Origin of the sequence: Maridesulfovibrio ferrireducens (assembly GCF_016342405.1) — a bacterium.
GTDB classification, from domain to species: Bacteria; Desulfobacterota; Desulfovibrionia; order Desulfovibrionales; family Desulfovibrionaceae; genus Maridesulfovibrio; species Maridesulfovibrio ferrireducens_A.
Map to the genome: position 1 here is coordinate 40,094 of NZ_JAEINN010000010.1, position 25,463 is coordinate 65,556.

A 25,463-nucleotide genomic window follows, 5' to 3' on the forward strand; every position below is an offset into this window, starting at 1 on the left:
GTTCTTCCTTGTAATAAAAAAGCAACAGCTGTGTTTACTCCGAAACACTCTTGTTTTTTTGAACCGATGCAAGCTTCCTAAATCTATCTATATTATCCTTCGAACCCAAAACTCCGACAAAATCTCCAGACTGAAACTCAAACTCACCTTCAGGATTAATACTGAATTTTCCATCTCTGAGAATTCCTGCAACCGAAACGCCGGTAACAGTCCTTATTCTGCTTCCGGCAAGAGAAAGTCCTATTATACTTGCCCCCTCTTCGGCTTGAATCCAACAAAGTTCAATGGATTCAGATGCGGCTCTTAAACTTTTGAGCAACTCATGCCTTGGATTCTGCCGCTGAACATCTGTTGTATATCTGTCTCTGCGCATGGAATCCATTACATTTTGAACTTCTGTTGCTGGCAAGCTGAAATGGCGTAATATCTGACGAATCATTTCAAGACTGGTTTCAAATTCAGGCATAATAATATTATGCACGCCTAAATCATTTAGAACCTGTACCTGTTCAGAATTTCTAGAAAGAGCTACGACACGAGTACCGGGAGCAAGCTGTCGCAACCTTTCAAAAACCATACCGGCGCCGGCAATCGAAGGGATTGTCATAAGCACCATACGCGCACGAGATACTTCGGCTGCCTTCAGTACAATTTCCTGCGCAGCGTCGCCATAAATAATATTCTGCCCTATCTCGATGGCCGCTTCCACCTTATTCGCATTAAGTTCAATAATTACATATGGAATATCTATTCGCTCTAAAACTTCCGCAACGTAGGACCCGTATCTTCCCCCGCCGAGAACAACTACATGTTGATCCAGACCTTCTTTCGGAATATTTACTGTTTGAAGATCGTTACTACCATTACGCTTTCTGAAAAATAAATATATCGGTGATGTAAATGAAGAAAGAATCGGAGTCAGCATCATTGTGAGAATTCCGGTTCCCATGAACAAAGGAAAGTATTCTTTCGGAAAAGAGCCGGAATCTGCACCCTGCTGCAACAATAAAAAGGACAGCTCACCAACCTGAAACATACCGAAACCAAGAGCCAGCGGAATGACATTTCTATATTTAAAAAGGCTCGATATCCCGCCGAAAATAAGCCCCTTCCCCACAAGGATACAAAAAGTAAGCAAAAGAACAGTGTCTAAATTATGCCATATATACATCGGATCTATCAGCATCCCTACGGAGGCAAAAAAGACCAGACTGAAAACATCCCGCAGTGGCAGGATGTCACTTAACGCCTGATAAGCATACTTTGATTCACTGAGCACCATACCCGCAACAAATGCCCCGAAAGCAAAGGAGAGCCCCAGCATGTGTGTTGTATAACCGACTCCGAGACCGATAGCACTGCAAGTAAGCATAAATGTTTCACGGGAATTCCAGCTTGCTATCATTTTCATCAAAGCAGGAATAATCCGAGTTCCCAGCAAAAACATGGAAGCAAGAAACAATACTGTTTTAAGCGCGGCAAAACCAACCTGCTCCAGCCCGAAAGCTGAGGACCCCAGTTGCGGCATAATAATGAGCATAGGCACCACAACCAGATCCTGAACAACTAGCATTCCAATCATCACCCGACTGGAAAGAGTTCCCACCAACCCCCGGCTTTCAAGAGTCTTCAACACGACCATTGTACTGGACAAGGAAATAAAAGCACCGAACCATAAAGAAAGATGTGAATCCCAGCCCATAAACGAGCCAACTCCCCACCCGAATAACATAGTTAAAATTATCTGTAGCGGTGTTCCGATCAAGGCAACAGCTTTTACAGGCTTAAGTTCTTTGATGGAAAATTCAATACCAAGGGTAAAAAGGAGCAAAGCCACTCCGATTTCGGCAAGCATTTCGATATCATGAACATCTGTCACAGTTACGCCGCCTGTATACGGCCCGACAATAACACCCGCAACGATGTAACCAAGCAATAAGGGTTGACGCAATAAGCGAGCAGCAAATCCGCCAAGCAATCCGGCGAGAATAAGTATTACAAGATCAGATGCTATTCCCAAAAAGAACTCCTAATTATGTTCACGCGATGAATTGAAGACAAATTACTCTGCGCAATTAACACAAAATCTACTTTCAGGAAGAGCAATCAATCTTGCAAAGGGAATTTTAGCTCCGCACTCCTGACACTCCCCGAAAAAAGGGTCATCATCCAAACGGGTAAGGGCATTTTCAAGTTTCATAATTCTATCAAGAGATTGCGAAATAGAGGACTTATTAATCCCCTGATTGAGCATTGTATCAAGCCTTGAAAGCCTTCCGATAGCTGCATCAGGTGTCACAGGAGCAACTGTATCCTTAAGTTCATCAACCATACGGGTAAGATTCTCAATTTCATTCTTAATCTTCTTCATCAATTCATTTTTTTGATCATCTTTCATTAGAACCTCTCTGATTACCCCTCAATTTATACGCCCTGCGATACAGTTGCAAGGATTGCTTAAGATAAAGAAAACCCTCCCGCATTACCAGGAGGGTTTTCTTATCACAAAGACAATTTAAACTTAAATAATTTATTAATTAGACTGAATATCTTCAATCACAGAATTAAGTTTTGATGCCATGGATGCAACTTCCTGAATAGCTTTAGCGGCTTCGTCCAGAACCTGCGAAGTCTCCATGGAGATTCTGCTGATATCTTCTGTGGCCCTGTTAATTTCATCACTGGTTGCAGACTGTTGTTCGGCTGCAGTCGCGATGCCTCTGACCTGATCAGCAGCGTTCTCTACCAGATGAACAATTTCAGCGAGAGTCTTACCTGATTCATTAGCCAGCTCACTGCTGCGATGAGCAGAATCGGCTGCATTTTCAGTCGCCTTAATATTCTCTTTAGTCATATTCTGAATCTTAGTAATAGCTCCACCGACCTCACTGGTCGCCGCCATGGTATTCTCGGCAAGTTTACGGACTTCATCCGCAACGACCGCGAATCCGCGACCGGCATCACCAGCTCTGGCGGCTTCAATTGCAGCATTAAGAGCCAGCAGATTGGTCTGATCAGCTATATCATTAATGACCTTCAAGACGTTACCAATTTCCGAAGCTTCCACTCCGAGCTGTTCCATTGAAACTTTAAGAGCATCAGCCTGCCCCTTAACACCTTCAACAGCCTCAATAACGTTGCTCACAATCTTTTCACCGTTCTGAGCTTTCGCCTTAGCACTGTCTGCGTCTTCAGCAGCAGTACCTGCGTTACGGGCAACCTCAAGAACGGTTACATTCATTTCTTCCATTGCTGTGGAAGTCTCGGCGACTCTGTCACGTTGATCCTCAGCGCCACGACTCGACTGTTCTATCTGAGCCGACAACTCTTCAGCAGCACTGGAAAGATTCTGAGAAATCTCTTCTGCTTCTATTGCAGCATGAGTAATTCTTTCATTCTGAGCCTCAATTTCCTTAGCCTGCTGCCTGATATTCGTCATATCAATCCAGATAGTTACAGAGCCAAGAAGATTTTTATCCATATCGTAGAACGGCGTTGCGGTTATTTGAATATTTTTTATATTTCCGCCAGCGGTACGATACTCAATTTCCTCTTCCTTCTTTATGCGCTCTTTAAGTGCAGTATCAGATAGCGTCACCTTTGTAGCATCGTGAAAGACGAACTCTCCAGTCGAAAGACCTATAGCATCTTTAGGACTATACTCACTCTCAATCAAATCGCATAAATCTTTATTCGTCCAAATCATTTTACCGTCAGGACCGACTATTCCGCATGGAAGAACCAAGCCGTTGAGCACTCCTTCGGAGAACCCGAGCTTTTCCTTCAACTCGTCGACCATAAGACTGATTTTTTCAGCCAAAATCTCAAATTCGTACTTATAAGAACCCTTGAGTTCAGCTCTAAGATTACCTCCGGCAACTTCACCGGAAAAATCAAGAATATTTGAAACAGGTTTAACAATAAGAATTCTCAAAAGCGCAACCATTACTCCGCTGAGGAGTATAACAACAATAAAACCGGCAATAACCAGAACATTACGCTGATGTATAGCAGCTGCAGTCAAATCAGACTCATATGCACTTACAACAATCGTCCAGCCGGTAAGAGGAAAAGTTTTGTACTCCATGTACTTCATCCGCCCTTTCCAGTCGTATGCTTCCCCACCATTCCTTTCTTCCAGAATATGCTTCGTAAAATCAAATTTTGAAATATCTTTCAAATATAAACTTTTATCCACAGCATGGGCAATAATTCTTCCCTTGTTATCAATCATAAAGCTGTATCCGTCTTTACCAATCCGGAAAGGATCAATAAACGATGAAGTGAATCTATCCCATTTAGGGAACACTCCCACTCCGCCTATAACCTTACCGCTGGCATCACGAACTGAATGGGCTATTGCAAAAATGAGAATTCCGCCGCCACTCTTAGATTTTAAAATCTCATCTGCAATAAAAAAGTCTCTCCCGGATAAAACTGCTTTCACATACCCTCGTGAGGACCGGTCTGCCCCAACCATGCTTTCACCTTTGGCGTTATACCCGGTGACAACCTTTCCGTTCGCATCAAAAAGGAACGCAGCCCAATAATCTTTAGACGATCCCATAAGAGACTTAAGAAGATTATCTGAACTTTTAGAACTTCCACCGGAAAGAGCTTCTACAGAACTGGGATCATTTCCTATCATTTTGACAACGTCAGAAGTCTGCCCCATGTAAAGTTCAAGAGCACTTATAGACTCATCAACCATGCTGAGCATTGAATGTCTTTGCTCTTTAAAGACTGCATCATAAGTACTATTTGTCACCCACCACACACAAACTGCAAAGGTTGTTGCGACGAGGGCAAACACGATAATGGTCATTACCGTATTAATGCTCTTAACTTTCATAAGACGCTCTCTTTGTTATATTCTTGTTACAGCAATTCTTCCGCCACCAATTTTATTGTTATTTGACAATAACATATAAACAAAACTCAACACAATAATTATATATCATAAAATTAGCATGATGCCTTATAAAAAAGACAATAGAGAGAACTATAGCATAAAAAGATTAAACTTCTATTATTTTCTGATTTTTTATTTAAATAAAATAGATTTCACTCTCATTTACTGCATATGCCGAATTATTTATCCAGGCATCCATCTTAATCCTTCATTGCTTACTAGCTGTTTTTCTGCCAAAAGAAGAGTCTTCGAAACGTTTATTTAAAGAGGTAATTAAAAATGAGTACCGAACCTGATAAGATCATTTATTCGATGGTCAGGGTCAGCAAATATTTTGACAAGAAGCCGATCCTTAAAGATATCTCTCTTTCATATTTCTATGGCGCCAAAATCGGCGTGCTGGGGCTGAACGGTTCCGGTAAAAGTTCACTCCTGAAAATATTGGCAGGAGTTGACGAAAGCTTTGAAGGCGAAACCCATGTTTCAGCCGGATACACAATCGGTTTCCTTGAACAGGAACCTCTGATTGATGAAACCCGAACTGTCCGCGAAGTTGTTGAAGAAGGTGTCGCAAGCATCACAGCACTTGTTAACGAGTTTAACGAGATCAACGCTAAATTTGCCGAACCGATGGAACCTGAAGAAATGGATGCCCTGTTGGACAAGCAGGCTAATGTTCAGGAAAAAATGGATGCGTGCGGAGCTTGGGATATTGATTCCAGACTCGAAATGGCAATGGACGCACTGCGGTGCCCTCCGGGTGACACTCCTGTGTCTGTTATTTCCGGTGGTGAAAAACGCCGCGTAGCTCTTTGCCGTCTGCTTCTTCAGGAACCTGATATTCTTCTTCTTGACGAGCCTACAAACCATCTTGACGCTGAATCTGTCGCATGGCTTGAAAGACATCTACAGAATTATGCCGGAACAATCATTGCCGTAACCCATGACCGTTACTTCCTCGACAACGTCGCAGGATGGATTCTGGAACTGGACAGAGGCCGTGGTATTCCATGGAAAGGCAACTACTCTTCATGGCTTGAGCAGAAAGAGAAAAGACTCTCCAACGAAGCAAAAACTGACGACAAAAGAATAAAAGCTCTTGCCAGCGAACTTGAATGGATACGCATGTCTCCCAAAGGACGCCATGCAAAAAGCAAAGCTCGAGTTAAGGCATACGAAGAACTCGCAAATCAAGATTCCAATGAACGGGCAAAAGATCTTGAGCTTTACATTCCACCGGGACCACGTCTTGGTAAAAAGGTCATCGAAGCAAAAGGAATCCGCAAACAGGCCGGAGATAAACTACTTGTCGATGACGTGAACTTTATCATTCCTGCGGGTGCAATAGTCGGTATTATCGGCCCTAACGGAGCCGGTAAAACAACACTTTTCAAAATGATCACCGGACAGGAAAAACCTGACGCAGGCGAAATGTCTGTCGGGGAAACTGTCAAGGTTACTCATGTGGACCAGCACCGTGATGCTCTTGATCCAGATAAAACAGTTTATGAAGTTATTTCGGGTGGTAATGAATTCATAAAACTTGGTGACCGGGAAATTAATGCGCGCGCATATGTTGGAAAATTCAATCTGACCGGTTCTGAGCAGCAGAAAAAATGTTCTGTTCTCTCCGGTGGAGAAAGAAGCCGCGTTCATCTAGCACTCATGCTGCAGGAAGGCGGAAACGTACTCCTCCTTGATGAACCTACCAACGACCTTGATGTTAACACAATGCGCTCCCTTGAAGAAGGTCTGTCCAACTTCAGCGGCTGTGTACTGGTAATCAGCCATGACCGCTGGTTCCTCGACCGCATCGCTACGCATATTCTTGCTTTTGAAGGAGATTCTTCGACATTCTGGTTCGAAGGCTCATACTCTGAATATGAAGAAGACAAAAAGAAAAGACTTGGTAAGGACGCTGACCAGCCTCATCGCATCAAATACCGCAAACTTACCCGTTAAGTATTTGCTCTCAGCTTAAATGAAAACGGCCCTCATAAATTAATTTTATGAGGGTCGTTTTTTTGTAATTTGAATAATCTATTTATGATCCAATCTTATCCACAATACCATTACGCAATGTAACAGTGACACTCCCTTTATCATAACTTTCAGTTGGAACAACACACGACCACTTTTCAACTATAATATCATTTTCAACAAAATATGATTCCATCTTCCACTGATACCGTGAAACTGTTTTCATTTTACCAAAGTATTTAGAAAGAGACTCTTCACATTTTTTCGGTAATGCAACACAAGACCTCCAAAGATAAAGACTGCCGCATAAAATTTTAATGTCTATAGAGCCAAGGCTGACTTCTTGATCATAATTCGCTTCCAGCTTTGCGCAATCTTTATTCACATCTGCAAAAGTGTGTTCGATTAAGTTTTCATCATCCTTCACAACTTTTACTGAATGGAACTTTTGGGGCGCAACATGTCCAAAATATTGGAATTCAAACAAAGATTTGTTTTGAACCTCTTCAAAATCCAGCTTAAGTAATGGAATTTTTCCGCGATCCTGAAAAAGATCCATGGATTTAAAAAGAAGCTCCCCCATATCGGATGGAATTATCATCTCGTTAACAGGTTCAAACTTATCATCAAGCAGAACAGAAAGAAAATAAAGGACAGGCTTTTCAAAACTTAATGAGGTCAATCCGGCTGGATACATTTGCGTTTTCCTTATTAAAATTTACTAATCTAATTAGTGCATGGCATCATTTTTTTAAGAATTACCCTGTTGTCCTCGCAAATGGAAGAATGAATCAAACGGAGCACTGAATTAATTATAAAAAACACATTAACCTTGATTCAGTTTCGTTTGCACTTCCTCTTTTTAGCAATTATCGTATCAAAAATTAAACATCTCAAAGACATGAGGGAGTACTCCAACTTGCTTGAACGACTTGATAACGAAATCTATTTAAAAAATGTCCAGCTCGAAGGTTACGAGGTTCGCGGCGCCCTGATTTTAGGCTCTGAGAAAGCTGTAATTTTAGACACTCTTTCCCGACCGGAGGATATGCTTAAGTATAAAGAACTTATCGGGGATCGTGAATTAATCATCATCTACAGCCATGCTGACTGGGATCATATCTGGGGAACTGCTGGGCTTAAGATGCCTATCAAATCAATCATTGCCCACAGTTCTTGTCTTGCCAGATTTTCAAAGGATGTACCTGAAACATTAAAGGAGTATAAAAAAAATCAACCCGAATTATATAACTCAGTTGAATTGATTCCCCCTGATACTGTTTTTGATTCTAAAATGAAAATAGATCTCGGAGGGATTACAATTCAACTTTCACAGCTTTCGGGACACACCGAAGATTCCATAGTCGGCTTTATCCCCGAAAAGGGAATCCTTTTAGCGGGTGATGCGGTTGAAACTCCCTTCCCCTGCATCAACAAAAATTCTCCGATGGCAAACTGGATTACCGAACTTGAAAAATGGGAGGGCAATAAAAATCTTAAGATTGTTATACCGGCTCACGGCAAAGTCAGTGGACCTGATATTATAAGTCAAAATTTACAATACCTTAAAAGTCTTCTTAATAAAGATAAAATTGAAATATCTGCGTCCTTAAGCTCTTTCTATAAAGAAACTCACTTAGAAAATATGGCCTTCGCCTCTGAACAAAAATAAACGCCGATAAAAACTCATATCTCTATTTACAGATATCATCTCTGAAATCATCCTGACCAATTATTTTCAATCCTTCGTTAAAAATACGAGCAAGAGCACATCCTTTCTCATCTTTTTTGAAACAAACATGCAACTTGTTCATGCCAATCACTTTATTAAAAAAGGTCAACTGAGAGCGGTACTTGGTAAGTTTCGGCTTTGACATTGAAATATAATCATACACATTGCAATCAACGACAGCCCCGCGAATGCGTCCTTTTATTAATTTTTTTATATTACTTTCATCAGTCGACGCATAATCAATATCCATACCTCCGCTAAGAACTAAAGCATCAAGTTCAGCAGTATTAGTATAACCGGAAACAAGACCTATTTTATATTTAGCAAGGTCTTGAAAAGTATCCCAGAATATCGGTCTTTTTTTACTCACCAAAACCCCGAGAGGGCTGCATCCTATGCTTTCAGAAAAGATAAATTCCTCTGCCTTTTCTTTTGAATAATATTCCGGGAAATAACCCATTATATCTTTATTCTTCTGCACACTACGGATCGCTCTTTTCCAAGGTGCAAATCTAAATTCAACCTTATATCCCATTGCAGCGAAAGCAGCACTCACACGTTTTGAACTTCTCCCCTTATCCGGCAGTTTCTCACCTGTATACGGAGGCCACTCCAAGGAGCTGAGAATAACCACTTTCTCATCAGCCCACGCTGATCCGACAAAAAGAAAACTGCACACCAAAGAATACGCAAAAATCTTAACAATTAATGCTAAACGTACATTATCCTTCAATTTCGACTTAACTGATTTCCAGCTAAACAATAAAATTTTCACTCAAAACACCTGCTCATAATACTTTTAAGAATAATCTATACATCATTTATTTCTACTTCATTACAAAAAGCTATATCTTGCCTATTATTACTCACTACCGATTGTTTTTAAAATATAATCTTTACACTTAGAATATTGTTCAGCTATTAGAATTTAATAAAGAATATAATCATTGCCGCACTTAAAACACAATTAAAAAAGGTGTCTTATGAAAAAAAAACTCATAATCATAAATATTTTATTTTTACTTCTTTCACACACTATCACAACCACCGTCCATTGTGCAGATCAGGCAAGAATTGATCCTGACTACTCTATATCCGACAACTGGATTACTCTTCCCGCCTCCATAGATAAAAGTATCGATGTATTTTGGGTTTACCCGACAGTCTACACAGGAAAAGCCCCCGTTGCTTCCATAAATGATCCCCAGATGCGTGACGGGGCACAGTTAACTCTCCGCACTCAGGCTGCTGTATTCAAGGATAGTGCAAATATTTTTGCTCCACTATACAGACAAGCTAACATGTCCATTCTAGGACAGGATAACCTTCATAAAGATCAATATCTGAATGTGGGTAAATCTGATGTCCGTGCAGCATTCAATCATTATTTACGGGAACTTAACAACGGACGGCCTTTTATTCTAGCCTCACACAGTCAGGGTTCCGTTATTGTTACCGCATTAATGAAAGAATTGATGGATAATCCAAATCTTCGCGATAAAATGGTTGCAGCATATGCGATCGGCTGGGGAATTACTCAAGATGATTTAAACAACTTCACATTCCTTAAAATCTGCGAAAAGGCAGATCAAACGGGGTGTATTGTGACTTATAACTGTGTAGCGGATGGATATCAGAAAGCGGCTCCGACTATTCTGCCGGGAACTATTGTTGTTAACCCGCTTGACTGGACTACAAATTCTGAAAAAGTTTCTGCAGATCAAAACAAAGGGGCTGTTTTTTTCAATAAAGACGGCATAAAATCGGAAACAATTCCAAACTACTGCTCATCTGAAATTAAAGACGGCGGACTTGTTGTCGATATGAAAAATACAGCACCAATGAAACGTATGCCCTTCGGAAAAGGTGTATATCATGTGTATGACTACTCCTTATTCTTCGATAATTTGAAAGCCAACGTGGCTGAAAGAATCAAGGCTTATCAAAAAGACCATAAATAACAAAGAAAAAGACCGATATCTCAAAAAGATATCGGTCTTATTTATGCTGCTATTTACCAATTCTACAATCAACAAATATCAACCTGTCATACTACGACTCAACTTGAACTCCTACGCGATTACGACTTTCACTCTTTGCCCGATACATAGCCTCATCGGCTCTGCGAATAAGACTTTTCAATCCTAATGCCTTATCTGCCATGGCAACGCCGAGCGAAACAGTAACCCTTAAGGAACCTTCTTCAAGAAAAACATCTCGTTCCTGACAAACTCTTCGTAAACGCTCTGCGACCGCAGCGGCTTCATCCAAGGTTGTCGAAGGTAAAAGAATTGCAAATTCTTCACCACCCAATCTTCCGATTATATCCACTTCCCGAAACTGCTCTTTGCACAAATCCGCAAAAGACTTCAAAACAAGATCTCCGGATTCATGTCCATAGGTATCATTAATCCTTTTAAAATGATCAAGATCCCCCATAATAAAAGCAAGAGGTTCCCCGTAGCGACAATGACGCTGGTATTCTATATTGGCTAGTTCCATAAACTGACGTCGATTATAAAGACCGGTAAGAACATCCGTTCCCGCAAGCATTCTAAGCTCTTCTTCCATCTGCTTCTGCTTGGAAATATCATCAATAATCCAGATGACACCTTTATTCAGATCCGCCGGAATCACAGGATCGATAGCTTTACCCGACAGCATACACCACACAGGGGAGCCATCTTTGCGGGCGAGCTGATATTCAATATGTAAATATGAGCCGTGTGCCAGAACGTCAAAATATTTCTTCCCGAAATCATGGTAACGTTTTTCGGTTAAGTGAGCGGCACGCAGGCTGAGTCCCTGCATCTCCTCTGGCGAATCATATCCCAAAATATCTGCAAGACGTTTATTTCCTCTCGCAAAAAACCTTCCGCCCTTCAAAACAGCTATACCCACCTGACTATTGTCATAAATAGTCCGCCATTCATCAAGAGCTGTCTGGAGTTCTAAATTTTGCTTCGAAACCTTATTATTCAAACCTTTTAACATGGTTCTAAAAAATATTTCAGAATTTCGCCTGCAATAAAGATAACCGACAAGTATTAATATCAACAAAAATTGAACGGATAAAGCACACCACAACCAAACGGACACATCACTTTTAGCAGGTAAATCCGCAGCCAAGGCATAGTTATACATTCCAGACAAAACAACAATAAAAACAGCCCAAAAGACTGCCTTACATATTACAAACGGTAGCCGACAAAAAGAACACATAGCCCCTCCCTTTACTCCAATCCCCTCTTAATGAATTATCAAAAAAATTATATTCGCTCAATTAGAACATAACAATAACCACTGTATTCCATTTTTTACCCAATATGCTGATTGGCACGCGCAATATAAACCTGTATTCAACGCAGACAGATTCTGACATCAACAATACGAAAGTTAAGGTTCCAATATATGAAAAAGGTTTTAACGCTAAAGCAATTTCAAGATATAGTTAAAGAAGTTATATCCTTACAGCCTTACATTGAAGTGACCGAATCTTCTTTCAAAATGGAAAATGAAGACGAGGGAATTGAAAAAGAAGCATATGTTCTTGGATTTTCAAGGCATAGCAAACCGGGATTTGAAATATGTTTCGACTGGATAGCTAACGGTAACCTTGATGGTTACTTAATTGATATGTTTGATTTCACAATAGAACCGTACTGCCGGGGAGAATTTTCTCCGGTATTTAAAGGTCCGGTCATTCTTGATGACTTTAAAGAACCTTTCGCACCGTTTGAAGTTTCCGCTAAAATTCTTGAACTGGTTAAACCGGAAATGTGGACCAAATGGATTGTAGAATATCTGCCTGAACCTCACGTCATCTTATAAATTTCCCCTTCACTAAAAAACAAAAAAAGGCGCTCCGGTTTAACACCGGAGCGCCAGTTTGCTCACTCACACCTGTGCAATCTATCTTAATAGATTAGGGAGGAAAGTGATGATTGCGGGACAAAGCGTCATCACAAGCAAAGATATGAGCAAAGCAATGAGGTATGGTGCTGAGGCCTTGATTACTTTTTCCAGCGGAACCTTTGTTATCGCACTGGCGACAAAGAGATCCAGCCCTACCGGAGGGGTAATACATCCAATTGCGAGGTTGACGACCATCAACACACCGAAAAACAATGGATCAATTCCCAGCGTAATTGCGACCGGCAGGAAAATCGGAGTAAGAATAACTATCGCAGCCGAAGCGTTGATGAGTGTTCCGATAAACAGCAGTAAAATGTTCATCAATAAAAGGAATACAATCGGAGAACTTGTCAGGGAAACAATATATGCACCGATCTGATGCGGAATTTCCAAATTGGTAAGCATCCAACCGAAAACCTTAGCAGCTCCGACAATGAACATAATCATTGTGGTTCCCATTACAGCCTGAAAGATAATCCTCGGAAATTGTTTGATAGTCAGTTCCTTATAGATAAAGAAACCGACAAATATTCCGTAGACAGCAGCTACCGCGGCAGCTTCTGTAGGAGTAAAAATCCCGCCGTAAATACCACCAATAATAATTACCGGGGTCATAAGCGCCCAAAAGGACTCTTTAAAGGATCTCAGAACATTCATTATGGAAAAAGATCCTTCCGCAGGAATGCCTTCTTTTTTAGCGATAAAGTAACTGACAATACACATGGTTGCCCCCATGAACAGCCCGGGAATCAAACCTCCGACAAAAAGATCGCCAATTGAAATCCCGGCAATAACACCGAAAACAACCAGTGTGATGGAAGGCGGGATGACAATTCCTACCGTTCCACCCGCTGCAACAATCCCTGTTGCCAGTTCACGGCTATATCCTTTCTTCTCCATTTCATCGACCATTGTTGAGCCGATTGCAGCAGTTGTGGCTGCAGAAGAACCTGAAATAGCAGCAAAGAACATACCTGAAACGGCAACAACCTGAGCAAGGCCACCGGTGAAGGAACCAACCAGTGACTGAGCAAAGTTGACCAGTCTTTTAGTTACGCCTCCGGCAGACATGAACGCCCCTGCAAGCATAAAGAAAGGAACAGCCATAAAGGAAAAAGAATCAATTCCCGAATACATGACCTGAGTGATCATGACCTGCGGAATATTAAGATATTGGTAAAGAATTACTGAAACGGAAAGTCCGAGTGAGTAAGCAACTGGAACTCCGAGAAAAGTCAAACCTAAAAAGGTACATAATAAAATTGCTTCCATGATGCGCTCCTAGTTTTTACGTGCTGAGATTTCTTTGACAATTCGCACTGTATCTTTAAACAGGTAGAGCATCATAAGTGAGGCACTGATGGGGATGATTGAATAAACTACACTCATTGAAATTCCGAGACCCGGTGCTATCTGGAATGTCATTACGGAGGTCATTTTCGCCCCTTGAATAAGGAGAAGCAATGTGAATGCGTAACTGCAAAGATTTATAAGAATCTCAATAACAACGCCCATGCCTGTGCCCTTAAATTTATTAGGCAGAATTTGTACTGCCAGATGCCCGCTTTCGCCCATAATGAGAGCGGAACCTAAAAAGACAACCCATACGAACAGGAATCTCGCCAATTCCTCCGACCATTCAAACGTGTGACCGAAAAAGTAACGGGATACGACCTGAAAAAAGATCAGCCCGAGCATTAGAGTCATCGATGATACGGAAATCCAGTAAAGAACAAAGCGTAATTTATCAAATAATTTATCCATCAGAAGCCCTCCTTAATAAACAGGACCGGAACTAAATCCGGCCCTGAATGATAATGACTATTTTTTTAGGGCGTTAACCTTATCAATATTATCCTGTCCTACGACAGACGCGAATTTTTCATAAACAGGCTTGGTAGCTTTCGCAAAAAGAGTACGGTCAACTTCAATAACTTTGATCTTTCCGGTTGCTTCGATAAGCTTCCAGTATTCATCGTCCTTCTGTGTTGAAAGTGCGCGCTGCCAGTCAATGGCTTCTTTCGCTGCTTCCATGAGAATCTGGCGCTGTTTTCCGTCAAGTCTTCCCCAACTGATCATAGACATTACGAGAGGTTCCGGTGCGTAGGAATGAGCTGTTTTTGAAGCATATTTCTGAACTTCAAAAAAACGTTTGGTCCAGATGTGAGCACTGGGGTTTTCCTGACCGTCAACAGTTCCCTGCTGCATTGCAGAGTAAAGCTCACCGAAAGCCATTGGGGTAGGAGAAGCACCGAGTGACTTCATCATTTCGATGTAAATTTTATTGGTCATGACTCTGATCTTGAGATCAGCCATATCGGCAGGAGTTTTTACTTCACGAACATTATTGGTGAGATGACGAACGCCATTTTCCATGTAACCGAGAAGTTTGATACCTTTTGGTTCAAGAGGCTTACCAAGATCCATACCTACGGTATCAAGAGATTTGTAAGTATGCTCTCTGTCCTGAAAGAGGAAAGGCATATCGAAAAGGGAAATCTGAGGCTGAAACTGTCCTAAAACGGCAGTTCCGACCAGAGCCATATCAATGGTTCCGTAGATCAGACCTTCAATAAGGTCTTTCTGTCCGCCAAGCTGTGAGGAGGGGAATACTTTAACAACAATTTCGCCGCCTGATTTTTCTTTAACCAGCTCAGCAAATTTTTCAGCTCCCTGTCCGTAAGGATGAACAGGTTCAGCAATGTGACCAAGTTTTAGTACGACTTTTCCGGCGAATGCGGGGACTGCCATTGTTACTACTAAAAGAGCAACAGACATGATGGTGATTAAACGTTTCATAGACCCTCCTCTGAGTGAACAGATGTTAAGTTCTTTAATTAACAGCACCTTTCAAAATAAAATCTGGCTGTAAACCGGACTTTATCTAAAAAACACTTAAAAAACTTATTGCGGGTTTAATGAGTATTTAATCTTTTAAGATAATTTTGTTCATAATGTTCATGAGGCTAATTACGGAAATATTTTCGCTCGGGCCGACCGACTGTACCGTATACTAAATCAGGATATATGAAACCGACTGAAACTAAATATTCAAGATAACGGCGTGTGGTAGATCTGCTTGCTCCGATCAACGAACCAACTTCCTCGGCTCCTAAGCCATTTTCAGTATCAGGATCTTTAAATACATCCTGTACTTTTTTAAGGGTAAGCGGATCTATGCCCTTCGGCAAATCTTCTGATGGAGTTGAAGCTGAGGCAGATGAAGCAGGATGACGCATGCTATCGACATCTTTCTGCTCGAGCGTTTCAGAATTATGCAGACGGCTGTGATATTTTCCGAATCTGGAGAGACACGCTTTAAACCTGTCAAGGATAACAGGCTTTATTATATAATCAAAAACGCCGCCACGCAGAGCTTCTTTAAGTGGCCCCATTTCACGTGCGGCAGTGATTAATATCACATCAGTTTCAAGACCTTTAGTGCGGATTTCGCGCAGCATCTCAAAACTTGTTCCTTCAGGGAAATACAGGTCCAGCAGAATCAGGTCAGGCTCGAATATTTCGATCATTTCTTTAGCGTCATCAAGTCCCTGTGCAATGGCAACGACTTCAAAACCCTCTACCTTTTCGGCAAATCTACGATGAAGATCAGCTATTTTAGCGTCATCTTCAACAATCATGACTTTAATCGGGTTCATATTCCACTACGCCTGATTTTAGGAATGATTACAGAGAATAAAGTTCCTTCTGATCCATCAGATGAAACCGAGATAAAACCTCCCAGCTCATCGAGTCTCTGCTTGACCAGGTAAAGACCCAGCCCGCGCCTGCCTGTCCCTTTCGAAGAAATACCTTTCTCAAAAACATGATCAATCTGATCCGGCGGTATCCCCGGACCTGAATCTTCAACTTCAAAAACAATATCATTTCCAAGGTCAGTGAAGGAAAGCTGCACCTTGCAATCTTCTTTATCGCATCCAAGTACAGCCTCGAAAGCATTATCAAGTAAGTTGCCTACAATGGTAACAATTTTTTCCTGTTTAATCCAATCGGGGACATCGACCATCGTACCTTCACGATCAACATCAAACTGGATCTTAAGCTCTTTGGCTCTATTAAATTTACCCAGAACAATTGCGGCAATTACAGGATGCGGAATTGCTTTATTAAGAAACATAATGAGGTCTTCGTAACCGGAAGATTCGCACGTTACCAAATCGAGAGCTTCCTGATATGCTTCAATTTGAATAAGCCCGGCAATGGTGTGCAGCTTGTTAGAATATTCATGAGTCTGGCCGCGCAAAAGTTCGGAATATTCCTGAATACTGGACAGCTCATGCGCGATTCTATCCAGCTCATCTTTACGACGGAAACTTGCCACAAGCCCCTTAATCACACCGCCCTGTAAAACCGGAACAATGTTGAAAATAAGTTCCTGCCCGTTAACAATCCGTTCCTGATCGTATTCACCTTCGCCGGTTGTAAGTGCGTAATTAAGTCCCGCACAGGGGATGACATCACCTATCATCTTACCGACAAGTTCACCTGAATTAAAACAGGTATATTTTAGCGCGGCTTTATTTGCCAGCCGGATTTCACCCCTGTGATCAGTCGCGATAACCCCCTCACGGATTGTTTCTAAAACGGCCCCGCGCTCAAGGTAAAGATTCGTAATTTCAGCAGGTTCAAGATTAAGAGTAACCTTTTTTAAATGACGGGCAATATATGCGGTGCTGAAAAAGCCGATCAGAGTCAAACCGAAAATAAACCACAACGGTCTATCCAGATGTGCGGCGATATTTTTTTGTACATTTTCTGTAAGATATCCGACTGATACAAAACCTATAACTTCAGAATGCTTGCCGCGAACAGGTACAAAGCTGCGAATCGAAGGCCCGAGAGTTCCGATCGCCTCCGAGACATATGACTTGCCTTCCATTAAGACCGGCCCGGTGTCGCCACCCACAAAATATTTACCGATCCTTTCGGGTACAGGATGAGAATAACGAATCCCGGACGAATCTCCTACGACAACAAAAGTTGCTCCTATTTTAAGACGGATATCTTCAGCAATAGCCTGAATTTGACCTTCAGGATCTTTCTTAAGCAAAACTTCGCGAATCATTGGCACCTCGGCTACAGCTTGTGAGGTCTGCAAAGCTCGAAGTCCAATCTGTTCCTTAAGGATATTGGAAGTAAGATCGGACACCAGAAACCATGTGATGCCGATCTGAACCAAAACCATTCCCGTTACCATGTAAACAAGATATAACTGGATTGTTTTCGGCTTTATAAAATCAAGAAATTTAAATTTTTTCATAAGAACTCCGTTGATGAATCAACCGGACATTAAGAATTAATAATTTTCAATAGCCAGAATTATCTTTTAAATAACCTAATTTAAAAAAACGGGCACAACAACTTAATTTTAGAAAAGACCATAAAACAAGAATGTTATGATTAAATGGACTTTATTAACGCAAAAAAGCTGACCGGATGTATTCCCCGGTGACAGGAACATCTGATCAGCTTTCAATCAATATATATAAGCCGCTTAAATTCGCTTACAGCAACAACATAGAGCAATAAGTATATTCAGTTATTTTTCCTTTTGAGCTGCAAAGAGCAACAACCCATTATCATTATCAGTCCATTTTTGCTGAAAATTTCCAAAACCACTGGCTGCCAATTTTGTTTCCAAAACATCGGCCTCAATAAAATGCGAAAAATATCCACAAAGTCTCGTCATCATTTCTAACGCAACAACTGTTTCTCTGGACATCTCACTGCCCCGATCAGCATGATGATGGGCTACGAACCAGCCGCCCGGAAGCAATGCCTGATTTATTTTTTCAAACAGCGGTTCTAGATTGTCCTGACAAGAATACAAAAAATGAGATGTTAAAATAAGGTCAAACTTTTCATCCGGCAGTGCGCCTGTCCGCAAATCCACACCATATCCTGTGATTCTTCCGGCATATCCCATCTGTGCACATCTTTTTTCGGCCACATCGGCAACCTGAGGTAAATCACAAATAATCCCCGATAAGTCTGGGTTTTTATCAAGTATCGACATTGTATATGTCCCGTGATTACCACCAAGATCTGCCATCAACCTAAAAGAATTAAAATCGGGCAATTCGCTTATGATTTCCACAGCTTTTTGTAATCCACCGGAAACCGCATTCTGGGCTGTTCCTTCCATAGCTTGTTCTGTTGACCACTTTTTATCAGTATCTTTACGCTCTTGTTTATCTTTTTTTAACATTTCTCCCAGTGAACTATTCACTGTCTCACAAAACCCCATGGACACTATGGCTGCCAACCCCTGATAAAGTGGTGCTGTGCTTACTAAAAATTCTGATGCTATTTTTGAATTTGAATATTTCTCATCTCTTTTTTCGACAAGCCCACGAACTTCAAGCAAGCTCAATACTGTCTCTAATTTATAAGGGATAAATCCAAACTCCCGAGCCAGATCATCCAACGATTTCTCTTGGTTTTCCAAGACGTCGAACATCTTTATTTTTATGACTTCAATTATTGCCGGAGCAGTAACACTTTGAAGAATAATATCATTGATCGGTGTAAAACTTTCTTTAGGGAACGGAATATTCATAACTACTCCTGAATAGAGTTTAGCAGCTAAACCCTATGGTTAAAAAAAATTACTTCAAATAATTATCCATCCACTTATTCATATTACGACAGATATCATCAAATACCCGAATTTTTTCGTCATCCATCGATCTCAAATATTCCAAAAAAACACGATCATGCTCAAGGTGAAAATTATAATGATTGTCTACAGCCACTTTGCCGAGAGCGGTCAGTTTGACAACCACACGCGCCCCGTTTTCGGGATCTTTCTCCTTCACGCAAAGTTCTTTCTTCACAAGTTTAGATATTAACTGAGAAACAGCCCCTTTAGTAACGCCGGATTCATGAGCAATCTCGGTGACTCCGCCCCCGCCAAGCCTTTCTATAGTTGAAAGTGTGTGGATTTCGGCAGGATACAACTGCATGCCTATCCCGAAATCAAAAGATTTCTGTGCAACCATTGTATATTTGGACAGAACTTTACCCAGTGAACACATATTCGGAAGTACATCTTTAACTTTACGCATGAAAACTGTTTAGCAACTAAACCCTTTTCGTGTCAACCACACATTTTGCATCTTATTTACAAATACCCTGCTCACTGCTATCCAGTTAGGATGGACAAAAGTAAATATAATCAATTAAAATCAACCGTAGCAACATGTGCTGCAATACTCTTTATAGCCCTGTTTTTTTGCACTTCCACTTTTGCCTCTAATCCTGAACCCGAATTCCCGATAGCCGATCCTTTCAAGGCTACTATTTTCGGAACACCCCGTGAGCTTGTACAGACATTCCCTGAACCTGTTAAAACTGAAGAATGTGAAATTGTAATAGAAGACCGTAGAATTCCAGATATTTTCTGGTATGATGAAGACTTCTACTACACTACCGCCATGCAGAAAGAAGAAGCTCCGCTCCTTTTTATCATCGCAGGAACAGGCTCAGAGCATGACTCAACGAAAATGAAATTTTTGACTCAGCTTTTTTATCAAGCCGGATTTCATGTCGTTGCCCTTTCATCTCCCACGCATATGAATTTTATCATCAGTGCATCGCGATATGCCGCGCCGGGCTATGCTCCCAATGATGTTGAAGATTTATACAGGGTCATGAAATGGATAAAAAGCAATCTTGAAGACGATCACAAAATCAGCGGTTACAATGTTACAGGGTACAGCCTTGGAGCTATGCACTCGGCATTTATTGCTAATCTGGACGAAACCCGCAAAGATTTTTCATTCGACAAAGTACTGATGATCAACCCGCCTGTAAGCCTCTACACCTCGGCATTGCGCTTTGATTCATGGCTGAGTCCTGAAAACCTCGGTGACAAAAAACCACGCGAAGTAATAGACGAGCTTATTCATGCTTTTTCAGAAATGTATCTGCATACTGACATAACCGACTTCGATGATAACTTTCTATATGGACTTTCGCAGCATACTAATTTCTCAGAAATGGACCTTCGAGCTATCATTGCCGCGTCATTCAGACTTAGTTCTGCCAACATGCTTTTCACCTCGGATGTATGTATAAATGCTGGATATATTGTCCCTGTCAGCAAGACATTATCTACCGGTGACAACCTGCTGCCCTACACTCGAGTAGCTACCGCCATCACTTTTGAAACCTATATAAATGAGTACCTGCTGCCGTATCAGCAATTCATTACTCCTGGCATAACAAAAGAAGAGCTTATCCGCCGTTGCAGCCTGAAAAGCATTGAAGAGTATCTTGCAACCTCCCAAAAGATTTTTGTGCTCGGTAATTCGGACGATATCATTCTTGATGAAAGTGAAGTAAATTTCCTGCGTAAAACATTCGGAGAACGGGCTGTATTTTTCCCGCGCGGCGGACACTGCGGTAACATCATGTTTAAACCTTTTGCGGCTAAAGCGCAGGAGATGCTTAAATGATGAATACTACTATAAAATATTTGATGGTCCTTTGCCTGTTCCTGCTTATTCCGTCCTGCGCCACCATAAAAAAAGAAGCCCCGGATATGACACTGCCCCCCACTGGTTTTATGACCCCAGTGTCGCACGCTCCGACACCGACCAACATCATGCGCAAGGAAGCGGATTTAGAATTTCTTGATGTCTACGATCCGTGGGGCGCAATGAACCGCAATATTTATTCTTTCAACGCTCAATTTGACCGGGCGATATATCTCCCTGCGGTCAATCTATACACAACCGTTCTGCCTAAACCGGTTCGCAAAGGTGTAACCAACGCCGTAAATAATCTGAATGAAGTAAATGCAATCCTCAACAGCTCATTGCAAGGGCGGGGTGAAAAAGTTTTAAGATCTTTTTACCGCTTGCTCCTCAACTCAACATTCGGAATTCTCGGGATTATGGATGTAGCTGAGGACTGGGGAATCAAAAGAGTCAGAACAAGCACAGCAGACACTCTGGGAGTGTGGGGAATGGGTCCGGGCCCATATGTAGTCCTGCCGCTCTTCGGCCCCTCCAGTGTGCGTGATTCCGCCGGACTTGCCGGAGACTCTGCCCTGCTGTGGGTACAGATGAATTATGTTTATGACTTTCTGGGCGTAAAAGAAGGCCGGACACTCATAGGAGCAGGAGAAGCCACAATCCGCGGACTCAACCTGCGCGCCAATGTCCCCTTCCGTTACTATCAGACAGGTTCGCCCTTCGAATATGACCTAGTGCGTTTTCTCTATTCTACAAAGCGTGAGCTTGATATTGAAAAACAATGAAGTTCAAGATCCAGCTTAAGTCAGTCTATTAAATTTATTCCGGAATTCAATCCAATTAGTTAAGAATATTAATTGGGAACAAGCTAGAATAGTTATCTGACATTTTGAACTCGAATATAAAGAGCTAATCCCAACATAGTGAGCGCAATACCCGCCCAGCCTAAAGCTCCGGGTAACGCTCCGCCAAGCAGCAGGACTTCTCCGAGCAATGAAAAAACCACTTCCATAGACTGAGTACAATCTGCCGCTGCCAGTTCTGCCGCAGAACGGGCTTTGTGGCGGATATAAAGAAACAAACTTGTTGCTGCAACGCCGGAAAAAACAGCGACCAGAGCAGTGTTAACAATCTGATTCATTGCCGGTGCAGGCGGAGAGAAAACAGCTATCAGCACTCCCCATAATGGAAGAGAACCGAGCGTTAAAAGCAGTACCCGGCAAAAGGGATCATCCATGGCGGGACTATCAAGGCGCGGTATAAAACGCACACCACCTTGCCGCGCTTCCCACACTAGTTGATTACCAAACGGGTAAGCAAAAGCAGCGATAAAAACTGGAATTGCGCCCAGTAAGATTTCATTTAACGGATTCACTCCTGCCCTTTCTAGATTTACGAGCAACACCCCCGCAAAAATTATCAAGGTCAAAAACATGGCCCGCAGCGGAATTTTTTTACCGAAAAGAAGTAATACTATCGGCGTGGCAAGAATAGTTGTCTGCCATGTTGCGGCGACCACCCATCCGGGAGCATAAGAGGCGCTGAAGGATAACAAAGCGTAAAACAACCCGAAACCAATTCCGCCGGCAACGGTCCAAAACACCCAGTGGCGGATATACAGTTTCAGAGATTCAATGAACAATTCCCTGCGTAAAGCAAAAAGCCCCACTGACAAAAAACCGAGCATCCAGAAATAGCGCAGACTTGCAGACCAGACCCAATGCCCGCCCTCAAGACTCATCGCCCGGTTCAGAACAAAAGTTGTACTGAAAAAAAATGCAGCTAAAATTCCTATCATTATAATTTTCATGCTGCACTCCATGCTTTGCCGAGGATTATTTATTAAGGACTTTGAATTGATAAACATTGTGTAAATATTTGTCTATGCCGATTCAATTTTAACTAAAAAAGTCCCGACTCTCGTTAAAGAATCGGGACTTTCGATAATCCATCTAAGTTTATTTCAGAACGGAACTTATAAAAGTTCCTCAATAACTTCGATGAAAAAGCTTGCCGCAACGGCTAGAATTTCATCGTTGAAATCAAACTTACTGTTGTGCAGAGGTGGCGAATCTACGCCGTTTCCGATCCACACATAGCAACCTTTGGTATGTTTCATGTAGAAAGCATAATCCTCAGCAGCCATTGATGATTCCATATCTGTTACGACATTTTCTGCGCCCACGGCTTTTTGAGCCGCTTTTATTGCAATTTCAGGAGTAGAATTTACAAGGACCGGATGTTTGCGAACATAATCCAGTTCCGCTTTCACTCCATAAATTGTGGCTACGCCTGCAACGGTCTGTGCGATTGATTCTTCAATTAAATCCTGCACACTTTCATTACAGGTGCGTACGTTCCCCTGAACCATTACGTTGTCAGGAATTCCGTTACGCAGACTGCCCCCGTGAACCTGAGTTATGCTGACAACTCCGCGCTCATGTGACGGAATTTTGCGTCCGACAATTGTCTGCAAACCTTTAATAATATCCGCGACTGCGGCAAAAGGCTCGTTGCAGACATGAGGCATTGAAGCGTGACCGCTTTTTCCTGTCACCATAATTTCAAAACGATCTTCGGAAGCCATACACGCGCCCTTATGGACCGCGATTTTACCGGAAGCAAGGCCCGGCCACGCATGATAACCGAACAGATAATCAATTTTATATTTGTCGAAGAATGAATCCTCGATGACCCGTAATGCGCCTTCATAGCCCTCTTCGCCGGACTGAAAAAGAAGCAGGACAGTACCGTTGAAATCTCTATTTTTCGAGAGATAAGCGGCAAGAGCGAGAAGAGAAGTACAATGCCCGTCATGTCCGCATGCGTGCATACGTCCTTCAACTTGAGATTTATAAGCGAAGTTGTTTTCTTCACTCATCTCAAGCCCGTCCATATCAACCCTGAAAGCTACAGTTGTATCGCCTTCTCTACCGTCGATTTTAGCGACAAGAGAATTAACACCGATATTTTCATACGAAATACCGTATTCATCCAGCTTTGATTTTACCAAAGCTAAAGTTTCAACTGTTTCAAGCCCTATTTCAGGGTTTTTATGAATCTGATGACGTATCGCTTTAAACTCATCAAGCAGTGCTGTCACATCCGGATTCAATCCCATTTAGATATCTCCCATATACTTCAAGACAGCCTGAGCAATTGCAGCAGAACCGATATAGGTGGAAACCATGACAAACAAACTTACTACCACAATACGCCAGCCACTCTTCTTGAATGCAGCCAGATCCTTACCGATAGCAACACCTGCGTAAGCAAGAATAGGAGTGGTAAGCGCCAGAAAGTGAACTTTTGCAACATATGCGTTAGTCACTGCGGAATAAGGGAAAGTAGGCAGCGTAATAATTACACCATATGTGATGACAAAAAGTACGGAAGGTATTTTTTTAAGCAAAAACATATTGGTTGCAACGCCTGAAATGCAAAGCAACAACAATATTCCCATACCTGGAAGAGCATCAATAATATTATTATTAAAGCCGGCATGATTACCTACGAGAGTCATAGCACTCACGATAAGAAGCACGACAAATGATTCAAAAATAGTTTGTTGTTTAGTCATTATACATTCTCCGAACAAGTTTTGTACTTAAGCTTGTAAAGATAGTTATAGAGCTTATTGGACATAGGAAGAGCCAGAATGAGAGACATGTATACCCCGTCAATTCCGGAAAGGGTGTTACTTGCTACACCGAAAGCCTGAATCTGTTCAGCCATTGCAGGGTAACTTGCACTGAGGCTACCAACCGCAGCAGTCATCATACTTGCACTACCTACACCGGAAGCCATCGCCAGCGCGTAAGGATGGAAGATTTCAAATGCGGCAAGGAAGGAAGCCATCAAACCGAAGAAGATTGTACCGAATACAGTTCCGCAGATGTAAACGCCCATTACGCCGCGTCCCTCAGCTGAATCAAGACCATAAATATCCCCGATAAGCGCAACGTTAGGCTCGCGGGCGATTGAATGAGCCGCCCCGACAGCTTCACGCTTAAGGCCAAGATACATGGCAAGAGGAATACCGATGATCAAAGTTGCAATATTACCGAACTCCTGAAGAACAAGAGCTGGTCCGGCTTTAAGGATTTCGTAGAATTTAGGACCGACAAGAGTTCCGTATCTTGCCATGAGCAGAAGCAGAGTCAGACCGACAAGAGTACTTGCCTGAATCATATCTTTTTCTTTTACGACCTTAAGAAATTTCGGGCCCATAAAGATACCCATAAACATTGCGTACAACATAGGCAGAAGAACGAGTTTCCCCGGTCCAACCTTGAATGTAACGATTCCGATTAACTCCGAAACTACAACCAGCGCCAACACGAGCAGGTGCAGTTTCACATTTTTCACAGCATCATTCATAACTCACTCCAATTAAGGCAAAATGCTTAATAAAATTAAACAA

General features: G+C 41.9%; 23 protein-coding genes. 6 read left to right on the top strand and 17 right to left on the bottom strand.

Annotated elements, in window-relative coordinates; all coding sequences use genetic code 11:
- Nucleotides 1-34: 34 nt before the first annotated feature.
- The 3 genes from JEY82_RS11840 to JEY82_RS11850 form a co-directional block, all read right to left on the bottom strand.
- Nucleotides 35-2,020, bottom strand: coding sequence for a cation:proton antiporter (locus JEY82_RS11840; RefSeq protein ID WP_304085680.1), 1,986 nt, complete (start codon nucleotides 2,018-2,020; stop codon nucleotides 35-37).
- Between the two features lie 42 nt (nucleotides 2,021-2,062).
- Nucleotides 2,063-2,398: a TraR/DksA C4-type zinc finger protein gene (locus JEY82_RS11845; protein ID WP_304085682.1), complete on the bottom strand. Its 336-nt coding sequence runs from the start codon at nucleotides 2,396-2,398 to the stop codon at nucleotides 2,063-2,065.
- A gap of 135 nt (nucleotides 2,399-2,533) precedes the next feature.
- Entirely contained in the window at nucleotides 2,534-4,852 is a 2,319-nt protein-coding gene (locus JEY82_RS11850) for a methyl-accepting chemotaxis protein (protein WP_304085684.1), read from the bottom strand.
- 339 nt (nucleotides 4,853-5,191) lie between these two features.
- Here JEY82_RS11850 and ettA point away from each other — a divergent pair, with 339 nt between their 5' ends.
- Entirely contained in the window at nucleotides 5,192-6,874 is a 1,683-nt protein-coding gene (gene ettA, locus JEY82_RS11855; protein WP_304085686.1) for an energy-dependent translational throttle protein EttA, read from the top strand.
- A gap of 82 nt (nucleotides 6,875-6,956) precedes the next feature.
- Here ettA and JEY82_RS11860 read toward each other — a convergent pair whose 3' ends face one another.
- Complete coding sequence (locus tag JEY82_RS11860; RefSeq protein WP_304085687.1) at nucleotides 6,957-7,589, bottom strand: hypothetical protein; 633 nt, start codon at nucleotides 7,587-7,589, stop codon at nucleotides 6,957-6,959.
- Nucleotides 7,590-7,811: 222 nt separating this feature from the next.
- On the opposite strand from JEY82_RS11860, the gene JEY82_RS11865 reads away from it, so the two are divergent.
- A complete protein-coding gene (locus JEY82_RS11865; protein ID WP_304085689.1) occupies nucleotides 7,812-8,564 on the top strand; it encodes an MBL fold metallo-hydrolase in 753 nt (250 codons plus the stop codon).
- Between the two features lie 22 nt (nucleotides 8,565-8,586).
- On the opposite strand, the gene JEY82_RS11870 is transcribed toward JEY82_RS11865, so the two are convergent.
- Entirely contained in the window at nucleotides 8,587-9,399 is an 813-nt protein-coding gene (locus JEY82_RS11870) for an ABC transporter substrate-binding protein (protein ID WP_304085690.1), read from the bottom strand.
- 208 nt (nucleotides 9,400-9,607) lie between these two features.
- On the opposite strand from JEY82_RS11870, the gene JEY82_RS11875 reads away from it, so the two are divergent.
- A complete protein-coding gene (locus tag JEY82_RS11875) occupies nucleotides 9,608-10,585 on the top strand; it encodes a DUF3089 domain-containing protein (RefSeq protein WP_304085691.1) in 978 nt (325 codons plus the stop codon).
- A gap of 91 nt (nucleotides 10,586-10,676) precedes the next feature.
- Here the strand turns inward: JEY82_RS11875 and JEY82_RS11880 are convergent, their stop codons facing one another.
- On the bottom strand, nucleotides 10,677-11,846 hold the full coding sequence (locus JEY82_RS11880) for a sensor domain-containing diguanylate cyclase (protein ID WP_304085693.1): 1,170 nt from the start codon (nucleotides 11,844-11,846) through the stop codon (nucleotides 10,677-10,679).
- Between the two features lie 189 nt (nucleotides 11,847-12,035).
- Here JEY82_RS11880 and JEY82_RS11885 point away from each other — a divergent pair, with 189 nt between their 5' ends.
- On the top strand, nucleotides 12,036-12,455 hold the full coding sequence (locus JEY82_RS11885) for a hypothetical protein (RefSeq protein ID WP_092159998.1): 420 nt from the start codon (nucleotides 12,036-12,038) through the stop codon (nucleotides 12,453-12,455).
- An 81-nt stretch (nucleotides 12,456-12,536) separates the two neighbouring features.
- Here JEY82_RS11885 and JEY82_RS11890 read toward each other — a convergent pair whose 3' ends face one another.
- The 7 genes from JEY82_RS11890 to JEY82_RS11920 all read right to left on the bottom strand — a co-directional run bounded on the left by JEY82_RS11890 (nucleotide 12,537) and on the right by JEY82_RS11920 (nucleotide 19,627).
- A complete protein-coding gene (locus JEY82_RS11890; protein WP_304085695.1) occupies nucleotides 12,537-13,811 on the bottom strand; it encodes a TRAP transporter large permease in 1,275 nt (424 codons plus the stop codon).
- A 9-nt stretch (nucleotides 13,812-13,820) separates the two neighbouring features.
- Nucleotides 13,821-14,303 (bottom strand): TRAP transporter small permease, encoded by a 483-nt coding sequence (locus tag JEY82_RS11895; RefSeq protein WP_304085696.1) that lies wholly within the window; start codon nucleotides 14,301-14,303, stop codon nucleotides 13,821-13,823.
- 57 nt (nucleotides 14,304-14,360) lie between these two features.
- Complete coding sequence (locus tag JEY82_RS11900) at nucleotides 14,361-15,338, bottom strand: DctP family TRAP transporter solute-binding subunit (protein ID WP_304085697.1); 978 nt, start codon at nucleotides 15,336-15,338, stop codon at nucleotides 14,361-14,363.
- A 167-nt stretch (nucleotides 15,339-15,505) separates the two neighbouring features.
- Complete coding sequence (locus JEY82_RS11905; RefSeq protein ID WP_304085699.1) at nucleotides 15,506-16,198, bottom strand: response regulator; 693 nt, start codon at nucleotides 16,196-16,198, stop codon at nucleotides 15,506-15,508.
- A complete protein-coding gene (locus tag JEY82_RS11910) occupies nucleotides 16,195-17,820 on the bottom strand; it encodes a sensor histidine kinase (protein WP_304085701.1) in 1,626 nt (541 codons plus the stop codon). The genes JEY82_RS11905 and JEY82_RS11910 overlap by 4 nt, the downstream gene beginning before the upstream one ends.
- 279 nt (nucleotides 17,821-18,099) lie before the next feature.
- Nucleotides 18,100-19,119 (bottom strand): class I SAM-dependent methyltransferase, encoded by a 1,020-nt coding sequence (locus JEY82_RS11915; RefSeq protein ID WP_304085703.1) that lies wholly within the window; start codon nucleotides 19,117-19,119, stop codon nucleotides 18,100-18,102.
- 49 nt (nucleotides 19,120-19,168) lie between these two features.
- A complete protein-coding gene (locus JEY82_RS11920; RefSeq protein WP_304085705.1) occupies nucleotides 19,169-19,627 on the bottom strand; it encodes a MarR family winged helix-turn-helix transcriptional regulator in 459 nt (152 codons plus the stop codon).
- Nucleotides 19,628-19,717: 90 nt separating this feature from the next.
- Here JEY82_RS11920 and JEY82_RS11925 point away from each other — a divergent pair, with 90 nt between their 5' ends.
- The gene (locus tag JEY82_RS11925) at nucleotides 19,718-21,019 is read left to right on the top strand and encodes an alpha/beta hydrolase (protein WP_304085707.1); all 1,302 of its coding nucleotides are present in this window, start codon (nucleotides 19,718-19,720) and stop codon (nucleotides 21,017-21,019) included.
- Entirely contained in the window at nucleotides 21,016-21,825 is an 810-nt protein-coding gene (locus JEY82_RS11930; protein ID WP_304085709.1) for a VacJ family lipoprotein, read from the top strand. The genes JEY82_RS11925 and JEY82_RS11930 overlap by 4 nt, the downstream gene beginning before the upstream one ends.
- A gap of 92 nt (nucleotides 21,826-21,917) precedes the next feature.
- Here the strand turns inward: JEY82_RS11930 and JEY82_RS11935 are convergent, their stop codons facing one another.
- The 4 genes from JEY82_RS11935 to JEY82_RS11950 form a co-directional block, all read right to left on the bottom strand.
- Entirely contained in the window at nucleotides 21,918-22,850 is a 933-nt protein-coding gene (locus tag JEY82_RS11935) for a multidrug resistance efflux transporter family protein (RefSeq protein ID WP_304085711.1), read from the bottom strand.
- A gap of 165 nt (nucleotides 22,851-23,015) precedes the next feature.
- Nucleotides 23,016-24,161: an amidohydrolase gene (locus JEY82_RS11940; RefSeq protein ID WP_304085713.1), complete on the bottom strand. Its 1,146-nt coding sequence runs from the start codon at nucleotides 24,159-24,161 to the stop codon at nucleotides 23,016-23,018.
- Nucleotides 24,162-24,620, bottom strand: coding sequence for a hypothetical protein (locus tag JEY82_RS11945; protein ID WP_304085715.1), 459 nt, complete (start codon nucleotides 24,618-24,620; stop codon nucleotides 24,162-24,164).
- Complete coding sequence (locus tag JEY82_RS11950) at nucleotides 24,620-25,420, bottom strand: DUF3100 domain-containing protein (RefSeq protein ID WP_304085717.1); 801 nt, start codon at nucleotides 25,418-25,420, stop codon at nucleotides 24,620-24,622. Before JEY82_RS11950 ends, JEY82_RS11945 begins: the two co-directional genes overlap by 1 nt.
- Between the last annotated feature and the right edge of the window lie 43 nt (nucleotides 25,421-25,463).

Coding starts and splice junctions, on each gene's coding strand:
- JEY82_RS11945 (WP_304085715.1), bottom strand. CDS start 24,620: ATGACTAAACAACAAACTATTTTTGAATCATTTGTCGTGCTTCTTATC.
- JEY82_RS11895 (WP_304085696.1), bottom strand. CDS start 14,303: ATGGATAAATTATTTGATAAATTACGCTTTGTTCTTTACTGGATTTCC.
- JEY82_RS11950 (WP_304085717.1), bottom strand. CDS start 25,420: ATGAATGATGCTGTGAAAAATGTGAAACTGCACCTGCTCGTGTTGGCG.
- JEY82_RS11935 (WP_304085711.1), bottom strand. CDS start 22,850: ATGAAAATTATAATGATAGGAATTTTAGCTGCATTTTTTTTCAGTACA.
- ettA (WP_304085686.1), top strand. CDS start 5,192: ATGAGTACCGAACCTGATAAGATCATTTATTCGATGGTCAGGGTCAGC.
- JEY82_RS11910 (WP_304085701.1), bottom strand. CDS start 17,820: ATGAAAAAATTTAAATTTCTTGATTTTATAAAGCCGAAAACAATCCAG.
- JEY82_RS11880 (WP_304085693.1), bottom strand. CDS start 11,846: ATGTGTTCTTTTTGTCGGCTACCGTTTGTAATATGTAAGGCAGTCTTT.
- JEY82_RS11860 (WP_304085687.1), bottom strand. CDS start 7,589: ATGTATCCAGCCGGATTGACCTCATTAAGTTTTGAAAAGCCTGTCCTT.
- JEY82_RS11905 (WP_304085699.1), bottom strand. CDS start 16,198: ATGAACCCGATTAAAGTCATGATTGTTGAAGATGACGCTAAAATAGCT.
- JEY82_RS11920 (WP_304085705.1), bottom strand. CDS start 19,627: ATGCGTAAAGTTAAAGATGTACTTCCGAATATGTGTTCACTGGGTAAA.
- JEY82_RS11900 (WP_304085697.1), bottom strand. CDS start 15,338: ATGAAACGTTTAATCACCATCATGTCTGTTGCTCTTTTAGTAGTAACA.
- JEY82_RS11915 (WP_304085703.1), bottom strand. CDS start 19,119: ATGAATATTCCGTTCCCTAAAGAAAGTTTTACACCGATCAATGATATT.
- JEY82_RS11930 (WP_304085709.1), top strand. CDS start 21,016: ATGATGAATACTACTATAAAATATTTGATGGTCCTTTGCCTGTTCCTG.
- JEY82_RS11890 (WP_304085695.1), bottom strand. CDS start 13,811: ATGGAAGCAATTTTATTATGTACCTTTTTAGGTTTGACTTTTCTCGGA.
- JEY82_RS11850 (WP_304085684.1), bottom strand. CDS start 4,852: ATGAAAGTTAAGAGCATTAATACGGTAATGACCATTATCGTGTTTGCC.
- JEY82_RS11925 (WP_304085707.1), top strand. CDS start 19,718: ATGGACAAAAGTAAATATAATCAATTAAAATCAACCGTAGCAACATGT.
- JEY82_RS11845 (WP_304085682.1), bottom strand. CDS start 2,398: ATGAAAGATGATCAAAAAAATGAATTGATGAAGAAGATTAAGAATGAA.
- JEY82_RS11875 (WP_304085691.1), top strand. CDS start 9,608: ATGAAAAAAAAACTCATAATCATAAATATTTTATTTTTACTTCTTTCA.
- JEY82_RS11940 (WP_304085713.1), bottom strand. CDS start 24,161: ATGGGATTGAATCCGGATGTGACAGCACTGCTTGATGAGTTTAAAGCG.
- JEY82_RS11885 (WP_092159998.1), top strand. CDS start 12,036: ATGAAAAAGGTTTTAACGCTAAAGCAATTTCAAGATATAGTTAAAGAA.